Here is a 24,073-nt window from a genome sequence, read left to right on the forward strand (position 1 = left end):
ATCGAGAGCTGGTACAACTTGCACCGACTGCACAGCAGCCTCGGCTACCTCAGCCCTGCCGAATACGAGACCGCACTCGCAGCCTGACCACCACACCAATGGTGTCCGTCAAAGCGGAACAAGCTCAAGTGCACGTCGTGCGGGTTGAGGTGGACGTCCCACGTGTCATCCCGGCATGTGCGGGGCGGAGCCACGGATCGCCCAGCTCGCCGCCCTGCTGTTCGAGTCATCCCTGCGTCTGCGGGGGCGTAGCTGAAGGCTGCTGCTCGCCTGGGCGTTCGTAGACCATCCCTGCGCGTGCGGGGCGGAGCGCTTCAAGCACAGGCTCAGCAGCGTGATGGTCGAGGCATCCCTGCGCGTGCGGGGCGGAGACTTGCTGAGCTGGGACGCTACCAGAGTGCACTGTAGTTTTTGCAGACTGGTTGTAGTTGATCTTGGTCGTGGTGGATGAGATTGGTGCGCTATCGGATCGGCCCTGGCGGTCGGGGGAGTGGCGTCGTGGCCCATCGGCATGGCCGGAGCGGCACCCCGATGGCCCCTGCTGGGCCTTCGTGTAGGAGTCATCTCTGCGTGTGCCGGGCGGAGTTGGCGTTCGAGTTCCCATCGTAGGCATGAACGAGCCATCCCTGCGTGTGCAGGGCGGAACGCGGGCCGAAGCCGCGCTGAGTGAGCTGCCACGAGTCATCCCTGCGTGTGCGGGGTGGAGAAGGTGCGCTGCCAGGCCAGCATCCACGGCGGGGAGTCATCCCTGTGCTTACAGGGCGGAGTCGGCGGTCTGGGCGCCGCTGGTGGTGCGGGGTGATTCATCCCTGCGTCTGCGGGGCTGAGCGGTCCGGAGATGAGGGCGAGAAGGGCCCGTGGGAGGCATCCCTGCGTGTGCAGGGTAGGAGTTGAAGTCCGACTCTCCCAACGTTGACACGAACGAGTCATCCCTGCGCGTGCAGGGTGCAGTGGGACGAACGCGCCACCCGGCTCGCGATCATCGTGCCATCCCTGCGTGTGCTGGGCGGAGAGTCGTTTGGTCCATGTGTCCAGCGACGCGGTGGTGTCATCCCTGCGGGTGCGGGGCGGAGACTTACTGATCTGGGCGCTACCAGAGCCACACGGCGGTTTTGATCCGTCTGCGGGACTGGTTTGCGTGGCTGCGTTTGGCTGCGGAGGGGACTTCGGTGCAGCGGCGAATGCCCTCGGCGCCGGGGAGCGGTGTTTGGCGCTTCAGAGCGGGGCCGCGGGAGGCACTCTGGTCTCTGCCGCGTGTGAGAGTCGTCCCGGCGTGTGCGGGGTAGAAGATTCTGGCATCGCGGATCTTCATCTGGCAGAAGGAAGCATCCCTGCATGTGCAGGGCGGAGCCCGCAGCGTCCGCCTCGCTGTCCCGCTACACCGTGTCATCCCCGCGTGTGCAGGGCGGGCCGTCCGGGTTGGGCCGCAGTGCCCGGCCGATGGAGCCATCCCTGCTGTTGGTGCGGGCCGTGCTGACGCGTCGGTGACATGTGGTTAATTCTAGTGCACTGGAAGTTACATGCTCGACTTGCGCAGATTAGCGGGGCTGGGGCTGAAAGGGGCTGCGGGTGGGGGTGGCGGAGGATGCAAGGCTCCGCGGTATCGATCTCGGGGTATGGGCGGAGTTTGATACAGCGACTGGGACGTCGTATTCGCTGCTGTTCCGGATGCTCGACGATGCGGCAGCTGCGGCGGTGCTGTGGGACCGGTTCCTGAGCTCTTCGCAGTGTGCGGTGATCGCCGAGGGTTTGGGTGTGGGCGGGGAGCAGGCGAGGTCGTTGACGGCGTTGCTGGCGGGCCTGCGGGAGTTGGGCAAGCTCGTGCCGGACTTCCAGCGGCGTGAGCGTGGCGCGTGGCAGCGGCTGGGTGAGGACCTGGTGGCCGGGGCGGGCCGTATCTCGCCGCTACCGGTGGAGGTGGACCGGTCCTCGATGCACGTGGCGTTCGGTGTGCTGGGCGCTTTCGGCTTCGCTGCTGGCGGCAACAGCAGCCCGGCGGTTCGCTGCGCGCAGGTGGTCGGGGGCATGGGGGGCCGGTTCCTGCAGGTCGACGTGAGTGGTGGTGCTGCCGGACGGAGGGTCGCGGCCACGGCCGGTGGGCTGGCGTGGCAGGAGTTGCGGGCCCGCTACGCGGCGCTGGTGCGGTATCTGACCGGTGCGGTCACGGTTCCGGAACGGGTCTCGGTACAGGCGGCAGTACTGATCACCGGTGTGGGGATGCTGGCGGGCCGGCTGTCCGGGAAGCGCAGCCACTGGCTGGATGCAGCGCACATGCCGGCGTTCGGTGCGGCTGAGCACTTCACGGACGCCCGCGCTCGGGCGGTGGAGGCGGTCGAGGATGCGGAGTTGGAGCGCGTGAAACTGGAGCCGGTGCCGTTCACCACCGCCCATCCGCATCTGAAGGGCCCCAACGATTTGCAGACCTCGCTGATGACGCAGCTCCCCGGCATTGTGGCCGAGTACGGCGTCGGCATCACGGTGATTGCCGACGGTACGGGATCGGGCAAGAGCGTCGGTGCCCTGGAGGTCGGCCGGATCTGTAATCGCGGCTGCGGCACGGCCGGTGTGGCGTGGCTGATGCCGACCACGGCGACCACCGATGCCGCGTGGGAGATGCTGGAAGGGTATGTGCACGCCCACCGGCCCGAGCGGGTGACGGTCACCCTGGTCCACGGCCGCAGCGGGCTGAACGCCGCCTACACCGACACGCGGCCCACCACCGAGGTGGCCGGTGGACAGTCCGGTCCTGTCGGCGCCCTGTCCGTACTGATGCCCGACGGCACATATCCGGCCGGTACTCCGGCACCCGGCGAGGACGGTGCGGCCGGCCCGGACGGCGGGATGGCGGAGCCGACCGGGGCGGGGGAGCGGGAGATGACCGCGCCGCAGGGGTTCCTGCGCAGCCAGGACGCTGCGCTGCTGGCCCAGTTCAGCGCGGCGACCGTCGACCAGGCGCAGATGGCGGTGCTGCCGGTGGAGCTCAGCGTGCTGCGGTTGCTGGCGCTGTCGGGCAAGACGGTGGTCGTCGACGAAGCCCATGCGCTGACTCCGTACAGCCACCTGCAGTTGCTGCGGCTGCTGGGCTGGCTGGGGAGTCTGCGTACGCCGGTGGTGCTGCTGTCGGCGACGATGCCCGCCTCGACCAGCAGCGCCATGGTGGCCGCGTACCTGGCCGGCGCCGGACACGATCCGGGCCAGCTTGCGTCCGCGGATTATGCGCCGGGCTTTCCGGGATGGCTGTTCGCCGATGTCGCCACCGGCACCGCCCACCGGATGCAGGAGGCGGCCCGTATCCGGCATTCCCGGGCTCAGAGCCGCCCGCTGCGGATGGTCATGCGCCCGGTGACCTATCGGCGGCTGGGCGACGTGGCCCGGGCCGTGGAACCCGACGAGCGGCTCGCCGTGATCGACCGGACGATTGGACAGGTGGCCCGCGAGGGCGGCTGCGCAATGGTGGGGTGCGCGACCGTCGCCGACAGCCAGGACACCTACCGGCATCTGCGGCGGTCCTGGACCGGTGAACCGGGGGAGCTGATGCTGCTCCACGCGCGGTTTCCCGGCTGGGTGCGCGAACAGCGCACCGCCTTCGTGCGCCGGGCTCTCGGCCCGGCCGGGCCCCGCCCGGACCGGCTGGTGGTGGTGACCACGAGCATGCTGGACACCAGCTTGGACATCGACGTGGACATGATGGTCAGCGACCTGGCCTCGATCGCCCGGCTCCTGCAGCGCGCAGGCCGCCTCGCGCGCTTCTACCTGTCCTGGCAGAACACCGGTCGCCGCCCACCATGGTGGACCCCCGATCACGTGCCGCACCTCACGGTCCTGCAACCGCTCGGTACCGCGGGTACCACCGCGATACCGGCCGAGTGGCGCACCGTGGAACCGGCATTCCTGCTGCACGCCACCGCAGCCCTCCTGCAGGCCAAGAACCACGACCTGCAGCTGGACGTGCCCGGCGACGTGCAGGACCTGGTCGAGCAGGTCCACGGCGCACACTCCCCGTTCGCCGACGAAACGGCGAACCTGCGCCGGCTGCTGGCCGGGCACCTGGAGCGCACCATGGCCGAGGAACACCTCAGCGCCGTTCACCTGATCCCGCCGCACGACCGGGTATCGGCCCTGGCCGACCTGCATCGCCAGTATCTGACCGCCGCCCAGGCCGCCACCCGCCTGGGCACCCTGCCCCGACGCCTCCTGCCCTGCTACCTGACTGCCGGAGGCGAACTGGCCCTGGATCGTGCGGGTACACACCCACTGCCCGGCCAGAGGAGCCTGAGCACCCGCCAGGTCCGCCATATCCTGCAGCACACCGTGCCCGTGCCCGCCGCCTGGGTCGCCCGCCGTGGCCTGCAGCACCGTCCCCCCGCCGGCTGGGACCAGCATCCGCTGCTCGCCGACCTGGTCCTGCTGCCCACCCCCGCCCGCGATGCTGCCCACACCGAGCACTACGGACGCCATCGCCTGCGCATGGACGACGAACTGGGCCTGATTCACGACAAGGTGAACTGACCCGCCCGAAAACGGCGCGGCAGATCAAGCTGCCGGTACGAGTGCCCGGTGGACACATGCGCAGGGGAACACATACGCAGGGGAACACAGCACCGGGGTCGCCCAGAACTCGCCCCGTCACAAAGGGCAGGGCTGTTCATCACGCCAAATAAAAAAGTCCGATAATTGCACTTTCTCATGAATTGGACATGCTTGGTTACGGTGTGATTGTCTCGGGGTGTTCGGAGAGTTCGGACGACTCGCAGAGGGACACACCCGTCACGCCACAAGCATGAGTGGCGGTGTGTCAGTTTCCCTCCGCTGTTGCTGACATGAACGCGTGGTCCGCTCAGCGGGCCCGCTGAGCCCGACACCGCGTCAAGGCGCAGGCCGCCCAACACGCCTTCCATCCCTGACGCTTACTCAGCCCTCCTTTTTCTTTCCGCCCCGCCCCGTCGGCCGAAGCGTCGACGCCCTCCTCTTCTTTCTCCTTTTCCTCTGCGTGGCCTGCAGCACCAGGACTGGTGTCCAGGGCCAAGGCCGTGCTGTGCCCTCGTCAGGCAGGAGCCCCCCTGGATGCCCTGTGATTCCGCTCGTTTCAGCGTCGCCGACGATCCTTGGATCGATGTCCGACGCGGCACGACCTACCGGCAGGTGGGTCTGCGGGAGTTGTTTCTCGACGCCCACACCATTGATGACCTGGCGATGCCGATCGCGCCGTCCGCATCCGGGCTGCTGCGCGTCGCTGCTGTCATGACCGCCCGCATCACCGCCCTGGACGACCCGCGGTTATCCGCCGACCAGTGGACCGCCCGCCGCTGGGCGCTCCTGTCCTCGCCGGATGGCTTCAAGCCCGCCGCTGTGAACGCCTATTTCGACAACGACGCCTATTGCTTCGAGGTATTCGATCTGGTCCGGCCCTGGCTGCAGGACCCGCTGCTGGCGTCCCAGTGCAAAGCCCCCTCGGGCATCAACAAACTGGTCTTCGGCCGCCCGGCCGGCAACAACCTCGCCTGGCTGAACCCGCACCACGACCTCGATCCGCTACCCGTACCGACAGCTCAAGCCCTACAGCACCTGCTGATCCACCACTACTACGGCGCCAGCGGCGGCGGCACACCACGCACCGTCGGCCGCCGCGCCCCCCGACACCTGGGCGGGCGAAGCGGACCGCTGCGCTCGACGGTCTCCTTCCACCCGCTGGGCCGCACCTTGTACGAGACGCTGCTGGTCCAGATCCCGAAACTCACCGGAGAGCAGACCGGCGCCGATCTGTGCCCGTGGGAAGACCCCGCCCCGCCCGACCCGGACGCCCCTCCCGCGCCGATGACCTGGCCGGGGCGGATCCTGACCGGCCGTTCCCAGCACGCGCTGCTGCTGGTGCCCGGCCACGACGGCTCCTGCGTCAGCGATGTGTATCTGACCTGGGCCACCGAACGTCCACCGCTGCCGGCCACCGACCCTTACCTGGTCATCCACACCAACGCAAAAGCCAAACCCGAACTGCGCCGGTTCCCGCGCCGGGCGGACGCGGACAAGGCCTGGTGGCGGGAACTGGACGCCCTGCTGCTGGCTCCGGACGAACGCCGCGCCTTCCGTCGCCCACAGATCTTCGACACCCTCAACGACCTGCCCGAACATGTGCGCACCAGTCTGCGGGTCCGTGTCCACGGCTTCGACCAGGACGGCAAGGTCAACAACCGTCGCTGGTACACCGCGATCACCCCGCCGTTCCTGGCCTGGGCCCAGGAACATGATCCGGAACGCGCCGAGCGGATCGCCGAATGCGTCGCGGCGGCAGAACACCACGCCGGGCGGCTGGCCTACCTGGCCGGCCGGGCATGGAAGGACACCGTCGACGGCCCCGGCTACGCCACAGATGAACGCCCCCACGGCAAGCCGGAGAAGAAGTCCACGTCACCGTGGGAAGCACCGGCCCGTGCGGCGTACTGGCCACTGGCCGAGGACGCGTTCTGGCGCCTGCTCGACCAACCGGACCTCTCCGCCCGGCGGGCGTTCGCCACCGCCGCGGCGCAGGCACTGCGCGCTGCCACCGCGGGCGACCGCATCCGCCTGCGGCATGCCGCCCGCGCGATCGCCGCCGCCGTGGCCGAACTCCACCGGCCCCCACGCACCCGACCGCAAAAGGAACCCCGCTGATGCCCACGGCCGCCGAACGCCGCCGCCACTACCAGGACTTCACCGCCGAAGTCCTCGAACTGTGCACGGATCCCGGTGTGCGCAGAGACCTCCGGGACGGCCGTGGCCGACCGGTCAAGGAATGCCTGCGGATGCACAAATACCTGACCGTGCGCACCGCAGGACACGGCCAGCGCCACGCCCACTACACCGTCGCCTCGCTCATCGCCCTGGCCGACCCTCTCGAAGCCCTGCGCACCCGCCCCACCCCGGCCCTGCGGCACACTGCCGACGAACTGGCCGCACAGCCTTCCCCGGCTGCTCCTCATCCGCCTGCAGCCGACCCCAGCCGGACACCTGCGGCGCCCGCCCCCACAGCCGCAGGCGACCCTCCATCCAGCCCACCCGACACCCCCGGACCCGGGCAGCCCGACCCCGACCCCTGCACAGTCACAGCCTGGCGCAAGCGCCCCAACCTCGGCGCGACCATGGCACGCGCGGTGCGCCGCGCCGCCTTCAACGAGGACCGCACCGACGACCTCCTGCACGTCATCGTCCGTGTCGGTGACGACCACCTGCACCAGCACCTGCTGCCGTCCCTGACCGACCGGCTGCTGCGAGCGGGCCTCGCCTGGGACTGGCCCGTCCTGCTCGACGACCTCGCGGCCCGCGTCTTCGACCCGGACCGGGTCGCCACCCGCTGGCTGGACGCGTTCTACCTCACCCTCAACCCCATCAAGGACTAAAAGACATGACCAGCGGCTCCCGTTTCCTTGACCTCCACATTCTCCAGCCGGTCACCGCCTCCAACCTGAACCGCGGGGAGAGCGGCCAACCCAAAACAATCAAATGGGGCGACGCCGAACGCGCCATGGTCTCCTCCGCAGCCTGGAAGCGCCCGGTGCGCCTGGAGATGGAGGAAGAACTCGGCGAGAGCGCCGCCCGGACCCGCATGGTCCCCCCGGTGCTCGCCGAGGCCCTGCGCCAGCAGGGCTGGCCGGACGACCTCGCGGACTTCACTGCCGCGCAGGTCGCTCTGAGCGCGAAGACCGGCGGGCTGAAGACCAATCCGCAACAAGGCCACCGCACCCAGGCCATGCTCTACCTGCCCACCGACGTCACCGGCCGGCTGCTGCAGATCTGCGCCGACCACCGCGGCGAACTCGAGCAGGCCCTGGCCGACCAGCACTCCACCGGCAAGCAGGCCCCGGGGGCCCTGCCCACCAAGCAGATCGCCACCGAACTGATCCGCCGCACCACCACCATCAACCTGTTCGGGCGGATGCTCGCCGAGATTCCCACCGGGCACGTAGACGGTGCTGTGCAGATGGCACCCGCGTTCACCGTCCATGACACCAGCCTGCAGCCGGACTTCTTCACCGCCGTCGAGGACTGGCCCCGCCCCCACGAGGCCGGCAGCGCCCACCTGGAGACTGCATTCCTGACCGCCGGGGTGTTCTACCGCTTCGCCACGGTCAACGTCACGGAGCTCATCACCAACCTTGACGGCGACACCGCCGCTGCGGCGAAAGTGATCGACCTGTTCGTCTGGACGTTCACCATGGCGATGCCCCAGGCCAAGCGGACCTCCACCGCGCCGCACTCCGTACCCGACCTGGTTCACTACGTGGTGCGCCACCGGCGGCCGATCTCCTACGGCGCGGCGTTCGAACAACCCGTGACCGCCCGAGGGCAGGGCTACACCGTCCCCGCCCGGCAGGCACTGGCCGACTACGCCGCCACCATCGACCGCCTTGTCGGCACCCGCCGCCGCATCGCCCACGGCCACGCCACCGCCGCCGGCCACCCCATCGACCCTCTGGGCACCTGCCACCCGGGATTCGAGGACCTGGCCACCGCCTGCGCGGCCGCCGTGCTGACCTCCACTCCCCACGCCATCGGGGACGTGGCATGAGCAGGGGAGTGGTACTGCGCCTGGCCGGCCTGGTGCAGTCCTGGGGAGAAACAGCCACCTTCCCCTACCGCGACACCGCAGCCTTCCCCACCCGCTCCGCACTGATCGGCATGTTCGCCGCAGCCCAGGGCCGCACCCGAGAACAAGCCCTGGACCCCTACCCGGACCTACCCGGCACCCCCAGCCACCAGGACCTGATCTTCACCCTCCGCATCGACCGGCCCGGCACCCACCACCGCGACTTCCAGACCGCAGGCGGCGGCCGCCCCCACGGCACGGGCCTGCGCACGGCCGCCGGCGGACACCGCAGCCAGAACAAATCAACGCTCGTCACCTACCGCGACTACCTCGCCGGAGCCGTCTTCGCCGTGGCAGTACAAGGCCCCCCGCCACTGCTGCAACACATCGCCGACACCCTGGCCGAGCCACGCTTCTCTCCCTACCTCGGCAGACGCAACTGCCTGCCCGACGAGCCCCTGATCATCCACACCGATATCCCCGACCCGGTGGCCGCACTGCGCACCGCGGTACCGCTTAGCCTTCCGCGACCACCCGCTCCAGGCGCCACCCACGTCCCGGTCACCTTCGTCCACGAACACCCACCGGCCCCCGGCGACACCCCGCACCGCGAAAGCCCCAGCCAGCCGAGCGACTTTGCCCCCCACACCCGCACCCACCTGCTGCGGCCGCTGTGGCAGAACACCGAAAACCTGCGAGCCACCCTGTACGCCGGCCCGCGGCCGATCGAGGCCCTTACCGACTACATCCTCAAGGACACCTCATGCCCATGACCTTGACGCGCATCGTCGTCGACCGCAGTCACCGCCAGGCCCGTGCTGACCTCGCCAACCGGCCGGGAATGCACAAGACCCTCATGCGGCTGCTCGCCCACCCCACCGGCTCCACGCCCCGCAAGACGGGCGGGCTGCTCTTCCGCCTCGAACCCGGCCTGGACCCCGTCCTGTTGGTGCAGACCGCCGACACCCCGGACCTGACAGGCCTCCCCGGCGGCTACGGCACTACCGACACCCGAGACCTGACCTCCATGCTGACCGCCCTCACCTCCGGCCTGCCGGTCCGCTACCGAATCACCGCCGCCCCCACCGCATACCGATCCACCGGCGCACCACCCGACCCGCTCACCGGCCGCCGCCCCCGAGGCAAGATCACCAGTCTGCAAGGCCAGGACGCACAGGCATGGTGGCAGCGCCACGCCACCACCGCAGGTCTGCACCTGGCCGGCCCCACCGAAACCCTTCGCAGCCCTTTCCCTAGCCCCGAACGGCCCGCCCCCTTCTACAAACTCACCCAGTTCGACGGCACCGCCACCATCACCGACCCGGCCCTGCTCGCCGCCGCCCTACGCGAAGGCATCGGCAAGGGCAAGGCATACGGCGCCGGCCTGCTCACCCTCGCCCCCGCCTGACCCCCGCACCTGCCCCCGAGCCCTGGAAGAACCCGGAACTGATGAAGCACGCACCCCCACCGCCACCCGACCCGGCCCAACTCCGCGCGCTGGCCGTACGCCTGCTGCTGGAAGACGCCGCCGAGCACACCGCCACCAGCGGCCGCATCGCCGCCATCGCCCAGGTCCATGGCGTCACCGCGCGCACCGTGCGCCGCTGGATCGACAACGCCCGAGCCAACGGCGGCACCTACACCCCGGCCGGCCGGCCGCACTTCGAACTCACCGACCACATGCTCGACGTACTGGCGCGCCGGCACGGCAACGTCAGCCGCGCCCACCTGGAACTGAAAGCAGAAGCCAAAGAAGACCCCACTCTGCCCGAAGTGCCCGGCCGGGCCACCTTCCACCGCGCGGTACACCGCCAGCTCAACCGCGGGCAACTCGCAGGCCTGCGCGGCGGAGAAGCCGCCCGCCGACGCTTCGACGTCTTCGGCAAACGCGCACGCCACCACCGCAACTACGCCTGGGAGACCGACCACGTCGAAGCCAGCGTCAAAGTCCTCATCGACGGACACATCCGCAAACCATGGATCACATGGTTCGTCGACTGCGCGACCGACGGCATCTGCGGCCTGGCCGTCACCCCGCAGACACCCAGCCGGGAAAGCATCCTCGTCGCCCTGCGCGACGCCCTGCTCACCACCTCCGAACACGGCCCCTTCGGCGGCCGCCCCCAACGGATGCGCGTCGACGGCGGCAAAGACTTCCTGTGCAAGACCGTCGGTGAAGCGATGGACCTGCTGGGCACCGAGCTCATCGTCCTGCCGCCCCGCCGCCCCGACCTGAAGCCCATCGTCGAAGCGGTCAACGGTGCGGTCAAGAAGACGCTCTTCGCCGACATGCCCGGCTACACCGAAGCCCCCACCCTGCCCGGCGGCAAACCCATCGACCCTGACCGCGAACTGCTCCACTTCGAGGTCTTTGTCGCCCTGCTCCTGGACTGGGTGCGGCACTGGAATACCGAGCACACCATTGAGAGTCTGGGCGGCAAGACCCCCGCCCAGGTGTGGGCCGCCGACCCCACCCCCATCAGGACGGTCACCGCCAAGGACATCCACGCCTTCACCCTGGAACGCCTCGGGAAGCCGCTCCCCATCACCAGCAAAGGCGTCCGCTGGCGCAAACGCGACTACTTCGCCCCATGGATGGTGGGCAAGAGCGGCGAAAAGGTCCACCTGCGCTACATGCCCCACCACGACCACTACGTCGAACTGTACGAACCCACAACAGGCCAGCACCTCGGCTCAGCCGTCATGGCCAACCAGGCACCCCCAGCCGTACGCCGTGAACTGGACCGCGCCCGCCGACGCCAAGCCGACGAACTGCGCACACGGCAGGAGAAGGCAGAGAAGAGCCGCAAAGCCCGCTACGCAGCCGTCAACAAAGGCCCCACACACCGACTGGACGCCATCACCCAGGACCAGGCCATCCAGCAACTACGTGACCTGGGCGGCCCCGACCTGAGCGCCCAAGCCCTGCCCGGCTTCCTGCCCCTTCCCCCACCCACCGACGGCTGGGCCGTGCCCCACCCCCGCACCAGCCCCACCGACGCCGACCGCCCCGACCACTCTGACGAGGGCAGCCAATGAACACCGAGCCCACCACGCCTTTCCGCGCCGGCCGGCTCCCCGAACAAGCCGATGACCACTTCCTCGGCCTTGAACGCGCCGCTCCCGTCGCCACCGACGCCGCCCTGCTCACTGAAGCCCTGGTCAGCAAAGCCATCACCCGCAAGGCCATGATCTGCATCCACGGACAGGTCGGCCTGGGCAAGACATTCGCTGTCAACGCCGCCTGCCGTAAACTCGCCCCCGGCGCCACCGTGTTGCTGCAGTTCGCCCAGGCCCCTCACATGGCACAGATCCGAGCAGCACTGTGGGACGGACTGGACCTCCCCGGTCCAGCACCGGTCAACACCACCCACATCTGCGACGACCAGATCAGACAGGCACTGGCCGGCAGCTTCCACCTCCTCCTGCTGGACGAAGTGCAACACCTGGGACCCACCGTCCTCGAATACCTGCGGGACCTGTGGGACAAGAACAGCAAATCGGCGAAGAGCCTCACCACCGTCCTCGTCGGCAGCGGCAACACCCGCCAGAAGATTCTGCACCGCAACGCCCTGCACTCACGCGTCCACCGCTGGCAGCAGTTCAGCCCCCTCACCCCAGCCGAGATCCTCACCGTCATCCCCGGCTACCACCGACTCTGGAACGGCGTCGAGGACGAAGTGCTGCTGTGGATCGACGACTGTGCAGGACACGGCTGCTTCCGCACCTGGGCCAATCTCACGGTCATCCTCCAAGACGCCCTCGATGACGACCCAAAACTGACCTTCAGCAAGGACCTCGTCCGCTGGGCGTTTAGCCAACTCGATCCCACCACACGATTCCCTGGTCAAGTCGGCTTCGACGGCTGAACCGGGCTGCTCGCTCTGAGGGGGCCAGGTGTTGAGGTACGGGGGGGCGGGTGTACGCCAACACCCTGGTCACCACCACTACCTCCGAGGAGGCGGTGGTGGTGACCGGACCATGAGGCCCCTGGCCGACTGATCTCCGCAGTCCGTCGCGTTCCTCACGCTGCTCAGGGGCCAGCTGTCCCTGGCCGCGACTGCGCTACGCCCATCACGCTATCCACATGGACCGAAGGAGGCGGGTCAGCGCAGCAGCACAGCCAGCACACCGGCGATGGCGGCAGCCAGGGCGAGGGTGCGCGCAGTGGTGGCGGCGGCCCGAGTGCAGGCGGCTGGGTAACTGGCCCCGTCACGCCGGGCCAGATAACCGGCTGTCGTACCGCAAATGACCTTCCCCTCGTAGCGTAGAGACCCTGACTGCAGGGGAAGTTGAGGGTCATGGCGGGCAAGAGGCGGAAGTTCGATGCGGAGTTCCGTGAGGGGGCTGTGCGGATCGTCGCCGAGACCGGCAAGCCGATCGCGCAGGTCGCGCAGGATCTCGGGATCAACGAGACCACGCTGGCGAGCTGGGTGTCGCGGGCCCGAAGGGTCGGCGGGGCCACGGCGACGGGTGAGAGCGAGGAGCTCGCGCGGCTGCGGCGGGAGAACGCGCAGCTGAAGAAGGACAACAAGGAGCTGGCCATGGAGCGTGATGTGCTCAAACGCTGCATGGTCTTGTGGGTGAAGTAGCTGTGGCGGAACCGGCGTTGCTCGTCGGGGTGATCAGCGACCAGAAGACCGTGCACAGCATTCCGCACCGCACCTCCTGCCGGGCGCTGGGCGTGTCGGAGGCGTGGTTCTACAAGTGGCGCCGCAGGCCGTCCGAGCCGACGAAACGCGAGACCAGGCGGGCCGTGCTGGCCGAGCGGATCCGCTGCTTCTTCGACCGCTCCGGCCGGACATACGGCTCGCCGAGGATCACGCTGGATTTGTGGGAGGAGGGCTGGCAGGTGTCGCAGAACACCGTCGCCGAGATCATGGCCGAACTCGGCCTGCAGGGTCGTAAGCCGGCTCGTCGACGCCACTCGCTCACCCGCCCCGGCTGTTGCGCGACGCGTTGGATGAGTAGGACGGCGTCACTGTCGTTGATGACGTGCGGATGTGGAATGACCCCTGCGGCCGTAGGCCGCAGGGGTCATTGGTGTTCACGGTGTCGGCTTCGTGCTCATGGTGTCGGGGTGGAGAGCGGCGGTCCATGGCTTGGTTTCGTGGAGGGAGCCGGTGTCCTGGCGTGGACGGGCGGCTGGAAGACTGGGCGCCTGTGACACATTCTGATCTTGCTCGCCGTATCCATGCTGTTTCTCATCTGACGGGGCGTTTCACGCTTCGGTCCGGCCGTACTGCCACGGAGTACTTCGACAAGTACCGGTTCGAGGGCGACCCGGTCCTGCTGGATGAGATCGCCCGGCAGATGGTTCCGCTGGTGCCTTCTGGCACCGAGGTCCTGGCCGGTCTGGAGATGGGCGGTATCCCGGTGGTGACCGCGCTCGGCCGGCATACGGGTCTGCCCTGCGCGTTCGTGCGCAAGCAGGCCAAGCCGTATGGCACCTGCCGTCTCGCCGAAGGCGCCGAGGTCGAGGGCCGTCGGGTGCTGGTTGTTGAGGATGTGGTCACCAGCGGCGGACAGATCGTGCTGTCGACCGCGGACCTGCGTGGTCTGGGGGCCCAGGTTTTTGAGGCTCTGTGCGTGATTGACCGTGAGCAAGGCGGCGCCGATGCCCTCGCGGCCGAGGGCATCGGGCTGTTGTCGCTGCTGACGGCCGGAGATTTGCGGGCTGCTGCCACCTGACCGGCGGGCGGTCAGTCCGTGGCGTGGGTTTCGGTGATGGCGAGTCGGGTGGAGGACTCGTCGACGATGCTCTTCTCGTCGGCGAAGGCGGCGATGAGGGACTGCAGGGCGATGTTGTTGACTGAGCGGGGCAGCCCGCGGCTGGTGAGATGGATCAGGTCGACCGCGTCGTCGGAGAACAGCGGGTCCGAGCGTCCGGCGATGGTCAGGTGGTGCTTGATGTAGCTGGCTGTCTCGTCCTTGTTCATGGTGGGCATCTGGTAGCTGATCGCGATCCGCTGGTCCAGGGCCGCCAGGACGCCGGGCTTCATCCGTTTGCGCAGGGTGGGCTGCCCGATCAGCAACACCGCGAACGGCGTCGTGGAGTCCATGTCGTAGTTGGTGAGCATGCGGATCGCGTCGAGCTCTTGGTGGTCCAGGAGGTGCGACTCGTCGATCACGACCGCGGGTGTGCGTCCGCGCTCGTCGACCTCGGCGGCCAGCGCGGCGGACGCCTGAGCTGCGAGAGCGGCGGACTGGTATTTCGGGGTGCCGCCCAGGCTGGTGACGATCCGGTCGTAGAGGCCGCGCATGCCGACTTCCGGGTTGGGCTGGTAGATCACGGTGAAGCGGGCCGGATCCAGCGAGGCGACGGCGCCCTTGAGGGCGACGGTCTTGCCCGCGCCGACCTCGCCGGTGACCACGCCGATCGCCCGGTTGTTGATGCACCAGGCGATGCGGGCCGCGGCCTCCCGGTGGGAGTTGTGCTGGTGGAGCATGGAGGGGGCCAGGTCGCGGCCGAAGGGGACGCGGGTGAATCCGTAGTAGCCCTGGACGCGGTCGATCAAGGAATCCTCCTGGGGCAGGGGCAGAAGTCCGCCTGGGCGGCGGCCAGTTCGGTCGACTCGTCGGCCGCGGCCCGCTGTCCGAGCCGGACGGCGAGACGGACCGTGCGGAAAGCGGTGCGGACGGCGGGGGTGTCGAGGACGTCGACGTCGTGTTCGGCCCGGTGACAGCAGACCTCCGCCAGGGCGAGGGCCCGGTCGGCCAGCTTGCGGGGTGTGAGCATGAACAGGTCGGGTTCGGGGTCGAAGTACAGTTCCTCGGCTCGGGCCGGCTTCACTGCCGGCCCCGTGAATCGTCCATCAGGGACGAGTAGTTGATGCCCTTGGCGGTGTTCGCGGTGTGTGCCTCGTCGAGGACCTTGAGGTAGTCGATCCCGGTGGGCGGCGCCGGCTCGGCCGGTGTCTCCGGACTCGCCTTGGGGTGGGCATGGCGGCCGATGTGGTGCGGGAGAGCCTTGCCCACTGTTTTGCCGGAGGCCCTCACCTCGATGTCGGTCAGGTCGAACGGGTCGAAGACCAGCTCGATCCTCGTCCCGGTCAGCGACGGGTCGACTCCGTAGGAGTTGCCGTGCAGCGACACCGTCGCGGTCTTGGTCACGGTGCGGAACTCCGACCACAAGAACGCCTCCCGCAGGTCGGCCGGGGAGGGTAGTGGCAGCGGCGTGGGAATCGAACCCAGCCAGCGTTCGATCGGCGGCTGTCCGGTCTCCGAGTGCACCGTGCGGTGATAGACCGTCTCCACCCAGGCGGTGAACAGCCTGTTCAGCTCGGTGAGATGCTCGATCTGGCCGACGCGTTCCTCGTCGAGTTCAACGAGGAACTGGTCCCTGACGGTGCGGAAGAAGCGTTCGATTTTTCCGCGTCCCTGGGGCCGTCCCGGCTTGGAGTGGGTCAGACGGATCGCCAGCGACGCGCAGGCCCGCAAGAGCCACGTGTCCACGAAGGCACTCCCGTTGTCGACATAGATCGACTCCGGGACCCCGCGGGCGGACAGCGCAGGCCGCAGGGCCGCGGCGAGGCGGACGGTGTCCTCGGCGAACCCGAACCGGTGCCCCACGATCGCCCGGCTGTGATCGTCGATGAAGGCGAACAAGTACGTCTTCCGCCCGCCGATCTTCGGCCCGTGCAGGGCGTCCCCGGTCCACAACTCGTTGCCCCGGGTGGCCTCGAACCGGCCGAAGACACTCCTTTCGACGCCGGCCCCGGTCAGGCCGACGTTCACGAAGTGCCGCTGGAGCGTGCGCTCGGTCGGCGACCAGCCCTGCGTGGTCCGCAGGATCCGCTGGATCTGCGCGGCCGTCCGGCCGGGGTTCTCCCGCTTCAGCGCGGCTGCCAGCTCCAGCACTTCCGGCGGCGTCCTGGGGACCGCCTTGCGCGGCTCGGGGACCAGCGCGGCGAACCCGCCGCCGCGGTAGTCCCGCGTCCACCGGTCGATGGTGCCCCTGGATACCTTCACCTGCCGGCCGAACGGATCGGTGTGTTCCTTCTCCGCCAACTCCCGTGCGAGACGGCCGCGTTCGCGGGTCGTCAGGCTGTTGTCCAGCAGGTCCTGGACCAGGGAATAGCGGAACAGACCGACCTGCCGGGCCTTCTCCGCCCGGCGGCGGTCCTCGTCCTCGCTCAATGCCATGCGCGGACTCTCCTCGCATCTCGATCAGTGTCCGCCGCCTCTTGGGGCGGACGCGATCAAGACTTCCGGCGCCTCCGATCGCCGCCCAGGGGCGGCCCGTGTTGATCAACTAGGTGAAGGAGTGCAGGCCAGCACCCGGCCGTCTATCGCCCGGCCGGCGAAGGCCCATCGCGACACCGTGTTCATCTGAGGCCACTTCGTCGCGGCCGCCCGATGGGCGGCCGCGACGACCGAGACGGCATCCGCAAGCGGTGTCTGCGTCGGTTCCGGCATCACCGGATCGTCCGCGAGCGCGACCAGGGCGACGGTGAAGTACCGGCGGACATCCTCCGACCTGCGGCGGAAGCGGCGGATCCAGCCGCGGACCGTGCCGTCCGACAGCCCCAGATGAGCGGCGACCTGGCGGTGCCCGATGCCCCGGGCCGCTATCTCCAGCCCTGCCCCGATCACCTCGGCCGCATCCGACCGGCGAGGCCACAGCATCTCCGGCAGCAGCACGTGCGTGACCTGGCAGCCCGTACAGCGCGAACGACGAGGACGTACGAACAGCCGGGACCCGAGATCACCACGGATCTCCCGCGGCCGGCCATGCCCCCACGGCGCGAGCACAGCCCCGCACGCAGGACACGCCAACTCACCCGCCCGCAGCTGGCGTTCCACGCGGACGACGTCGGTGTCGACGATGAGCACCTCACACCTCCACTTCGTGCGCACCGTGTCGTCGTGCACGAAGCAAGATCAGGCTGCCCACCAAGATCAGCACTCATGTCCACCGCGAGTGTCGCCGACCCCCGGCTACGTGCTCATGCAGAGAGTCGTCCAACACCCGGCAAGCGGAAGACTGCTCCTGACCTGGTGCGACGCAAGTTCGACGCCATCGCGCCCAACGTCTTGTGGTGGGGCGACATGACGGAGATCGAGACCGGCGAGGGCAAGCTCTACCTCGCATCCGTCCACGACGCCTTCTCCCGCCGCACCCTGGGCTACGCGATGGGCGTGCGGCACGACGCCTCGCTGGTCAGCGCCGCCCTGCAGATGGCGATCGCGACCCGAGGCGGCCAGATCGACGGCGTCATTTTCCACACGGACCGCGGCAGCGAATACACGTCCGAGGCGTTCCAGCAGCTGTGCGGCCGCTGGGGCGTGGTGCAGTCGATGGGACGCGTCGGGTCGGCCCTGGACAACGCCGCCGCGGAGTCGTTCCACTCGGTCCTCAAGGTCGAGTACATCCACCGGCACACCTTCGCCACCCGCGCCGAGGCCCGGCTGAAGACCGCCACGTGGATCGCGGACTTCTACAACACGAAACGCCGTCACAGCGCGGCCGGCGGGAAGCCACCCGTCGAATTCGAACGGATCATCCAGGAAGCGCGAGCCCGGACCGATCAGGAAGGCCGGGCGGCATAACCAACGTCTCTACGCAACCAGGGGATTGACACAAAGGAGGGCGATGACGGCGGCGAGAGCGCAGGTAAGCAGAACGATGGCGGTGTGTTCGGACACGGCAGGATCTCCCTTTCAAGACAGAGGGGCGGGATGTGTCGATGTCGAACTTCGCGTAGTTGCTGTTCGCTGCGGTTCGGTGAAGGAAAATGAACGGCGGCGAACACGCCGCAAGCAGCGGTCAGGTGAAGCGGGGGAGTAAGTACTTGGCGGGCACACCGCAGCAGAAGGCGCTTGCCGAACTCCGTGAACGCCTGAAAGCCGGTCAGGTGGCCAAGCGATACCCCACGCAGGAGGTGTTGGCACACCGAGCCGGAATGGGCCGGACCGCGGTCAACCAGGCTTTGAGCTTCACGTCCTCGCAGGTTCCCTCGGACACGACGGTGCGGAAACTGGCCAATGCCCTCGGCCTTGATGCCGCACCGCTGCTGACGCTGCGTCAGGCAGCTTTGGCTGACAACGGAAGCAGCAACACGCACCGCGGTGCGAACCAGCCACAACCGCACGAGACTAATCTCGATCGACGCAGCAATAAGGCCATCACCGAGTACGCGCAACGGCTGCGCCAGTACTACAGCGTCCTTCCCCTGGACAAACTCACCCACTTGGCGGTGCCGGAGACACAAGCACCTGCCCGCCTGACTGATGTTTTCATCGCACCCCGCCTGCAAGCCGACGCACCGTCACCGCAGGCCGACGCCAGCGACTTTCAGGAAGACACAGCCCGCGTGCTGACCCGCTTGTCCACCCAGGAGGCTGGCACCGATCAGGACGCACTGGAGGTACTGTCTAACCCGCGCAACGAGCGTGTGGTGGTCCTGGGAGACCCAGGGTCGGGCAAGTCCACGCTGGTGCGTTACCTCGCGATGAAGTTGGCCCGTGACGACGGAGCGGGCGGCAGGCTGGCTGCTCTGGGCGAATACGTGCCGTTGATGGTCGAGCTTCAGTCATACCGGCCCGATCACGAGGACCCGCCGACCATCGAGCAATACCTGGTCGACCGTCATGCAGTGCAAGGACTTGGCCTGCCTGACGATGTGCTGCACGTGATGTTAGCCCAAGGCCTTGCCGTGGTGATCTTCGATGGTCTGGACGAGATCTTCCATCCGGAACTCCGTACCGACACGATGCAGCGTATCGCCGACTTCAGCTCACGCTGGCCCAGTGTCCGGGTCATCGTGACCTCGCGGCTCATCGGATACCGGCGTGCGGTGCTGGACCAGGCCGGTTTTTCCCACTTCACCATCGCCGACTTCAATCAGGCTGCCGTTGGCCAGTTCCTGCGCCAGTGGTACGCGCATGTGTCCGGAAACGGGCCAGACATGGCATCCCGGAGGGTGCAGGAGCTTGCCGCGCAGCCTGCACTGCAAGAATTGGCGGGCAATCCGTTGCTGCTGACCATGCTGGCCACTGTGGGGAGCGACCACAGCCTCCCCCATGACCGTGTAGGGCTGTATCGGCACGCGCTTACCGTCCTGTTCGGCCAGCAGCGGCGGGAGGCGGCGAGCGCTGCGCGTTCCCTACCGCAGCCTGTCGTGGACATCCTGGACGGCCTGGAACCACGAGATCGTAGGGACATTTTCCAACGAGTTGCCCGCGCGATGATGGAGGGCAGGTATGGGCTGGCGGGCAACATCATTGACGGCCAGGGCCTGGTGGAGGTAGTCGGCCACTATCTCCACCAGGCTCTGGGGGTCAGCCTCCCGCTGGCGCGAACTGCAGCCAAGGCACTGGTGACACAGCTACGTGAACGCGACGGCGTCCTGGTGAACTACGGGCCGAACGCCTTTGGTTTCCTCCATCGGACTTTCCTCGAGTATCTGGCAGCTGCCGACATCTGCCAGCGTTACTGGAACCGAGAATGGACGTCCGAAGAACTGCTGGAAGAGGTGGTGGCGCGCCGGGCACAAGATTCCACCTGGCACGAGACGCTGTTGCTGCTCATCAGCCAGCTCGGAGAACGTGACGCGGCCCGTGCGGTAGACCGCCTTCTCGCGCTGGGCACATCCGGCGATCTCACCCCCGCAGACAGCGCTGTGCTGGCCCTGCGCGCGCTCGCCGACACTACTGACGTAGGCGCCCTGATCGGCCCCAGCATCGCCGCAGTTGATGCCGCGATCACGGTCCTGACACCGCAACTGCGCCAACGACACGAACCTGTCCTCGCCCAGGCCCTGCCCGCGCTGGCCTCCTTCAGCCCTCAATGGCCCGGCCGCGAACGCTACCTGCGCTGGTACTTCCTCATCGGCCAGTTCACCCAGGCCAGCGATGAGCCAGCGCGAGCCGCCTGCGCCCTCCAACACGATCTCGAGGACCTCCTGCGCCTGGCCCACCGCACCTACGCACCGGCCGCCCGCATCGCGATCCTCCATCACATCACTCGGCTGACAGCCGGGCGCACAGCAGCCCGGAGCATGCTGCTTGCCGCAGTCACCGCTGACCAGCCGGCTGCGCGCATTGCCGCCGCGCATGCCTTGGCGGACGAGGCGCCTCAAGACGATACGACGCGCAGCCTCCTGGCTGATCAGGCGGCCAACGACCCGGACCCAGCCGTAAGGGCAGCCATCCTGAACCTGCTGGCCGGACGCTGGGGCCAAGGCGATGACATTTTCACACTGCTGACCCACCGTGCGGCCGAGGACCCCGACCCCCGTGTCCGTTGGACCATCGTGACTGCCCTCGCCAGCATCTGGCGCGACAATCCCAACGTCCATGCGGTGCTGGCGGCACGGGCGGCCTGTGACAGCGACCCCACCGTGCGCGCCACCAGCCTGCAGGCCACAACCCTCACGACAAACGGCTCCACCGACACACCCAGCCTCCTGCGCTTTGCCGCATATCTGCCCGACCCGCAGATCCGCAGCATGGCGCTCCGGGGCCTCGCCTGGTCTACGCCCCGGGACGAGGACACCTTCCGCGTCGTCAAGCAGGCCACCAATGACCCGCATGGCCTGGTTCGTGCCTCCGCCCTGGAAACGCTTGTGCAGCACTGGGCATGGCGCCAGGAAACCCTGCTCGTCGTCCGGCAAGCCGCCGAGAACCCCGAAGGCCAAATCCGTGCCCTGGCCGTTGAGATGCTCGCACAGCGCTGGGCCGCCCAGGATGACACCCCCGCCATCGTCGAAAGAGCCACCCAGGACACCCACCCCGACACTCGGTTCGCCGCATACCAAGCCCAGGCCTGGCTGAAGGGAACAGACCAAACGTACTGGGTCACCCTGAGACACATGGCGGCCGAAGACTTTGATCCGACCGTACGGCAGCGACTCCTACACCTCGTTGCGCTGGCTGCGCCCGATGGCTTCCACACGCGGACCCTGCTAGAAGCCCGCACACGACACGAAACCGACCCTGCCGTACGTGAGTGCGCCTGGAGCCTGCTGGCCTCCTTCACGACGACACTCTTGTCCCTGAAGGAGGCCCCCCACTGACGGAACGTCTTGCGCCAGCAAGAGCGATCCGCCCAGGAGGAGCAGCAAGATCGCCAACCCTTGTCTATGGTGGCCGGCGGTTGTATGTCGTGTAGGTCTGGGTCCGCAGCCCGCGCGAGCGGCATAGGATCCAGCCGTGTGATGCCTCGACCAGGTCATCAGGGCGGGGCGATCAGGCACATACTGATTCGCCCACCTGGGCTCGCGCTCTCCGGCGAACAGTGCCTGCGCAGCTGCTGGGAGCGGCCTCTTCAATCAAGTAGCTTCCCCTCCTCAAACCCATGACCAGTGCTGCAAACGTCGGCCTAGACGATTTCGGGCTTTCAACGCTCCATAAGGCGTGCAGAGTTGTTACGGCGAGGAACGGTGATCGGGATGGGCGCGCAGATGTGGCTGGTGGTCTTCACACTGCTTCCCGTGCTGGGCACCATGGTGGGTGCGGTCGCGTACTGGTTGCGGGAACGGGCCCGTTGGGCGGCCGTGACGGCCGTGCTGAAACAGGGGCCGCGCGGAACGCGGGCCCAGTCGGCAACGGCACACATCGAACAAGGCCGTATGTGACTGCCTAACAGTCGGCGCAGTGTGGGGCGAGAGCCGCAGCTGTCAGCCCGCTGCCGAGGTAGGTGTCAAGGGTATGGAAGTCGACCGCTGCCATGTGCGTCTCCTGATGAACGTCGACAGGGAAGCGGTCACCCAGGCGCCGGGGAAGCGCTACAAGATCGCCAGCATCAGCGATGTTGATCCAGTGGTGTACGCCAGGCGGGCGCTGTCCGCGCTGTGACGTATCAGGGGACGGCTCCAGCATGTCGAACACCGCACCTGGCAGCCCCAGCGGGGAACCGAGCGTAACCAGTACTTCGACGCCAAGATCTGGGTAGGCATGGAGGGCTTCGTAGGTGACGACCGACCCCAGCGAGTGCGCCACCACGACCTTTGCGCCACACGCGCGGATCGTCTCGGCGACGACCTCCCGAGCCCGTCGACGGCGGGAGGGAGAGGCCAAATAGCTGTAGACCTCCGAAAGCAGTGCCACCGCGATCCGGCCCAGCGTCTTGGCAGCGATGCCCCGTCGGCGAGCTACGAGATCGATCGCTTGACGCAGTGGCAGTCCGCCCCACGACTGGCCCTCTGCGGGCTCGTCCTGCAAGTCCACCGCCCTGAGCCACGCCAGCACGGCCTGCTTCTCCGGGGGTGTGAGGTCGTCAGGCCCACCATCTGAGCTCTGTGCTTCGGGATCGCGAAGCGTGTGCGCGTAGTAGGCGGCTGTGATGTCCGGTACATCAAGGTGGCCCAGGCCTGCGTCCGTGTAACCGAACTTCAGTCGTTCCTGCCACCTTTGCGCGAGCTTGTCCGCAGCAACATCCGGATCAAGTCCCCTCTCGTAGTTGCGCACCCCATGGACCATGACGATTCGATTCATCGGCTTTCCGTCTTCTCGCTTGAACCTGCGACACTGCCGAGGTCCGTCCAGGCCAAGAAGGCGACCCGCGACCCGTACCCCGCGAAAACGCCCGCGTCGTTGACGGCGACTGCGCCAAGAAGGTCCGGAAATCCAGTCTCGTTGAGCAGTGCGCCCTGCTGGGAGCAGTCCCAGACACGGACGTAGCTGTCGGCGCCAGTGGATACCAGCAACGGAGTCTTCCGGACCTCTACGAACAGCACTGACACCACCTCGCCCTCGTGCCCCTGGAAGTGGGCCAGTTCCTCACCAGTCTCCAGGCACCAGACAGTGACTGCTCCCTCCACACCCCCGATGAAGACGACATCAAGATTGCCCCATTGCCCGGCCGCCACACACGTGACCTCGCCGATCCCCTGGGCCAGCGTGCGGTCCTCGCCGGAGGCCATGTGCGTCATGAGGCAATTGTCCGGAACCCACTCCTCCGTCAAGTCCGGGTCCCATGCATGCACTGTGATCCCGACGAACTCGCCTTTGAGCCGCCCCAGCGCGGAGAATCGGGTGCCGCCGTGCCTGCCGTCGTTCGCGTACAAGACCTGCCGTGGCTCTTGATCACCTGGGTTGATGAAGAAGATTCCATCGCTTGCATGCACCACGAGAGTCGGACGGCCGCCGAGCTCTCCAATGGACAGATCCATCACCGCCTCCCACTCGAGTGGCGGGCCGACCGGCTCACCGGTGTCAGCGTTGAGTACCTCGATACAGCCCCGTCGCCCGAAGCCGTGAGCCACGACGACCACCCCGGCTTCCGCCAAGCGTCCCGTAGCCACTGCTGTGATACCCCGACGCTGACCACTCGTGAGCAAGGTGCCTGTCGCGGAGTCCCATACCTTGAAGATTTCGCTCTTCTCTACACTGACTGCCGGGGAGGTATGGGAGCCCCCCTGGTCAGGCACTGCCACGAGATCCTGGGCTTGATCCGTTTTGACGGACATCCGAGATCAGGGGTTCAGCCCCGGGAGGATGTCCATCATGGAGAGCATGGGGAAGAAGAAGCCTCGGCCTCGCCGTTCGTTCACGCCGGAGTTCAAGGCC

The 24,073-nt window shown here is 67.9% G+C and carries 21 protein-coding genes; 14 read left to right on the plus strand and 7 right to left on the minus strand.

Annotation, left to right across the window (positions count from 1 at the left end):
- From G3I56_RS45205 to G3I56_RS41760, 10 genes are all read left to right on the plus strand, one after another.
- A complete protein-coding gene (locus G3I56_RS45205; RefSeq protein ID WP_343240220.1) occupies positions 1 to 87 on the plus strand; it encodes an IS3 family transposase in 87 nt (28 codons plus the stop codon).
- A gap of 1,488 nt (positions 88 to 1,575) precedes the next feature.
- A complete protein-coding gene (locus tag G3I56_RS41720) occupies positions 1,576 to 4,509 on the plus strand; it encodes an HD domain-containing protein (RefSeq protein ID WP_343240217.1) in 2,934 nt (977 codons plus the stop codon).
- Between the two features lie 555 nt (positions 4,510 to 5,064).
- Positions 5,065 to 6,648 (plus strand): type I-E CRISPR-associated protein Cse1/CasA, encoded by a 1,584-nt coding sequence (gene casA, locus G3I56_RS41725; RefSeq protein ID WP_164418606.1) that lies wholly within the window; start codon positions 5,065 to 5,067, stop codon positions 6,646 to 6,648.
- Positions 6,648 to 7,373: a type I-E CRISPR-associated protein Cse2/CasB gene (locus G3I56_RS41730; RefSeq protein WP_164418608.1), complete on the plus strand. Its 726-nt coding sequence runs from the start codon at positions 6,648 to 6,650 to the stop codon at positions 7,371 to 7,373. The genes casA and G3I56_RS41730 overlap by 1 nt, the downstream gene beginning before the upstream one ends.
- Positions 7,374 to 7,378: 5 nt before the next feature.
- Positions 7,379 to 8,542 carry a type I-E CRISPR-associated protein Cas7/Cse4/CasC gene (gene cas7e / locus G3I56_RS41735; RefSeq protein WP_164418610.1) on the plus strand — a complete coding sequence of 388 codons (1,164 nt, stop codon included), beginning with the start codon at positions 7,379 to 7,381 and terminating at the stop codon, positions 8,540 to 8,542.
- Entirely contained in the window at positions 8,539 to 9,333 is a 795-nt protein-coding gene (gene cas5e, locus G3I56_RS41740; protein WP_164418612.1) for a type I-E CRISPR-associated protein Cas5/CasD, read from the plus strand. Before cas7e ends, cas5e begins: the two co-directional genes overlap by 4 nt.
- Positions 9,330 to 9,968, plus strand: coding sequence for a type I-E CRISPR-associated protein Cas6/Cse3/CasE (locus G3I56_RS41745; RefSeq protein ID WP_239135435.1), 639 nt, complete (start codon positions 9,330 to 9,332; stop codon positions 9,966 to 9,968). Before cas5e ends, G3I56_RS41745 begins: the two co-directional genes overlap by 4 nt.
- Before the next feature lie 41 nt (positions 9,969 to 10,009).
- A complete protein-coding gene (locus G3I56_RS41750; RefSeq protein WP_164418616.1) occupies positions 10,010 to 11,599 on the plus strand; it encodes a Mu transposase C-terminal domain-containing protein in 1,590 nt (529 codons plus the stop codon).
- The gene (locus tag G3I56_RS41755) at positions 11,596 to 12,429 is read left to right on the plus strand and encodes an ATP-binding protein (protein ID WP_164418618.1); all 834 of its coding nucleotides are present in this window, start codon (positions 11,596 to 11,598) and stop codon (positions 12,427 to 12,429) included. The genes G3I56_RS41750 and G3I56_RS41755 overlap by 4 nt, the downstream gene beginning before the upstream one ends.
- Before the next feature lie 432 nt (positions 12,430 to 12,861).
- Positions 12,862 to 13,152, plus strand: a complete 291-nt coding sequence (locus G3I56_RS41760; protein ID WP_164418620.1) for a transposase — start codon at positions 12,862 to 12,864, stop codon at positions 13,150 to 13,152.
- Between the two features lie 109 nt (positions 13,153 to 13,261).
- On the opposite strand, the gene G3I56_RS44545 is transcribed toward G3I56_RS41760, so the two are convergent.
- Entirely contained in the window at positions 13,262 to 13,441 is a 180-nt protein-coding gene (locus tag G3I56_RS44545) for a hypothetical protein (protein WP_239135436.1), read from the minus strand.
- A gap of 252 nt (positions 13,442 to 13,693) precedes the next feature.
- On the opposite strand from G3I56_RS44545, the gene pyrE reads away from it, so the two are divergent.
- On the plus strand, positions 13,694 to 14,251 hold the full coding sequence (pyrE, locus tag G3I56_RS41770) for an orotate phosphoribosyltransferase (protein WP_343240218.1): 558 nt from the start codon (positions 13,694 to 13,696) through the stop codon (positions 14,249 to 14,251).
- A gap of 11 nt (positions 14,252 to 14,262) precedes the next feature.
- Here pyrE and G3I56_RS41775 read toward each other — a convergent pair whose 3' ends face one another.
- The 4 genes from G3I56_RS41775 to G3I56_RS41790 all read right to left on the minus strand — a co-directional run bounded on the left by G3I56_RS41775 (position 14,263) and on the right by G3I56_RS41790 (position 17,434).
- A complete protein-coding gene (locus tag G3I56_RS41775; protein WP_164418624.1) occupies positions 14,263 to 15,078 on the minus strand; it encodes an AAA family ATPase in 816 nt (271 codons plus the stop codon).
- Positions 15,075 to 15,353 (minus strand): hypothetical protein, encoded by a 279-nt coding sequence (locus G3I56_RS41780; protein WP_164418626.1) that lies wholly within the window; start codon positions 15,351 to 15,353, stop codon positions 15,075 to 15,077. Before G3I56_RS41780 ends, G3I56_RS41775 begins: the two co-directional genes overlap by 4 nt.
- Positions 15,350 to 16,705, minus strand: coding sequence for a DDE-type integrase/transposase/recombinase (locus tag G3I56_RS41785; RefSeq protein WP_164418628.1), 1,356 nt, complete (start codon positions 16,703 to 16,705; stop codon positions 15,350 to 15,352). The genes G3I56_RS41780 and G3I56_RS41785 overlap by 4 nt, the downstream gene beginning before the upstream one ends.
- 105 nt (positions 16,706 to 16,810) lie before the next feature.
- Positions 16,811 to 17,434, minus strand: a complete 624-nt coding sequence (locus tag G3I56_RS41790; protein WP_203691902.1) for a DUF6431 domain-containing protein — start codon at positions 17,432 to 17,434, stop codon at positions 16,811 to 16,813.
- Positions 17,435 to 17,470: 36 nt separating this feature from the next.
- On the opposite strand from G3I56_RS41790, the gene G3I56_RS41795 reads away from it, so the two are divergent.
- From G3I56_RS41795 to G3I56_RS41805, 3 genes are all read left to right on the plus strand, one after another.
- Positions 17,471 to 18,112, plus strand: coding sequence for an IS3 family transposase (locus tag G3I56_RS41795; protein WP_164418630.1), 642 nt, complete (start codon positions 17,471 to 17,473; stop codon positions 18,110 to 18,112).
- Between the two features lie 185 nt (positions 18,113 to 18,297).
- Positions 18,298 to 21,579, plus strand: coding sequence for a HEAT repeat domain-containing protein (locus tag G3I56_RS41800; RefSeq protein ID WP_164418632.1), 3,282 nt, complete (start codon positions 18,298 to 18,300; stop codon positions 21,577 to 21,579).
- A 375-nt stretch (positions 21,580 to 21,954) separates the two neighbouring features.
- Entirely contained in the window at positions 21,955 to 22,140 is a 186-nt protein-coding gene (locus G3I56_RS41805; RefSeq protein WP_164418634.1) for a hypothetical protein, read from the plus strand.
- A gap of 4 nt (positions 22,141 to 22,144) precedes the next feature.
- Here the strand turns inward: G3I56_RS41805 and G3I56_RS41810 are convergent, their stop codons facing one another.
- Both G3I56_RS41810 and G3I56_RS41815 read right to left on the minus strand, forming a co-directional pair.
- Entirely contained in the window at positions 22,145 to 22,972 is an 828-nt protein-coding gene (locus tag G3I56_RS41810) for a serine peptidase (RefSeq protein ID WP_343240219.1), read from the minus strand.
- Positions 22,973 to 22,995: 23 nt separating this feature from the next.
- Positions 22,996 to 23,778, minus strand: a complete 783-nt coding sequence (locus tag G3I56_RS41815) for a WD40 repeat domain-containing protein (protein WP_164418638.1) — start codon at positions 23,776 to 23,778, stop codon at positions 22,996 to 22,998.
- Between the last annotated feature and the right edge of the window lie 295 nt (positions 23,779 to 24,073).

The organism is Streptomyces sp. SID12488 (genome assembly GCF_010548275.1).
In the GTDB taxonomy this organism is placed as follows: domain Bacteria; phylum Actinomycetota; class Actinomycetes; order Streptomycetales; family Streptomycetaceae; genus Streptomyces.

Excerpts from the sequence above, each read along its gene's own strand:
- casA (WP_164418606.1), top strand. The coding sequence starts at position 5,065 with ATGCCCTGTGATTCCGCTCGTTTCAGCGTCGCCGACGATCCTTGGATC.
- G3I56_RS41730 (WP_164418608.1), top strand. The coding sequence starts at position 6,648 with ATGCCCACGGCCGCCGAACGCCGCCGCCACTACCAGGACTTCACCGCC.
- cas7e (WP_164418610.1), top strand. The coding sequence starts at position 7,379 with ATGACCAGCGGCTCCCGTTTCCTTGACCTCCACATTCTCCAGCCGGTC.
- cas5e (WP_164418612.1), top strand. The coding sequence starts at position 8,539 with ATGAGCAGGGGAGTGGTACTGCGCCTGGCCGGCCTGGTGCAGTCCTGG.
- G3I56_RS41745 (WP_239135435.1), top strand. The coding sequence starts at position 9,330 with ATGACCTTGACGCGCATCGTCGTCGACCGCAGTCACCGCCAGGCCCGT.
- G3I56_RS41750 (WP_164418616.1), top strand. The coding sequence starts at position 10,010 with ATGAAGCACGCACCCCCACCGCCACCCGACCCGGCCCAACTCCGCGCG.
- G3I56_RS41755 (WP_164418618.1), top strand. The coding sequence starts at position 11,596 with ATGAACACCGAGCCCACCACGCCTTTCCGCGCCGGCCGGCTCCCCGAA.
- G3I56_RS41760 (WP_164418620.1), top strand. The coding sequence starts at position 12,862 with ATGGCGGGCAAGAGGCGGAAGTTCGATGCGGAGTTCCGTGAGGGGGCT.
- G3I56_RS44545 (WP_239135436.1), bottom strand. The coding sequence starts at position 13,441 with ATGATCTCGGCGACGGTGTTCTGCGACACCTGCCAGCCCTCCTCCCAC.
- G3I56_RS41785 (WP_164418628.1), bottom strand. The coding sequence starts at position 16,705 with ATGGCATTGAGCGAGGACGAGGACCGCCGCCGGGCGGAGAAGGCCCGG.
- G3I56_RS41795 (WP_164418630.1), top strand. The coding sequence starts at position 17,471 with ATGTCCACCGCGAGTGTCGCCGACCCCCGGCTACGTGCTCATGCAGAG.
- G3I56_RS41800 (WP_164418632.1), top strand. The coding sequence starts at position 18,298 with ATGAACGGCGGCGAACACGCCGCAAGCAGCGGTCAGGTGAAGCGGGGG.
- G3I56_RS41805 (WP_164418634.1), top strand. The coding sequence starts at position 21,955 with ATGGGCGCGCAGATGTGGCTGGTGGTCTTCACACTGCTTCCCGTGCTG.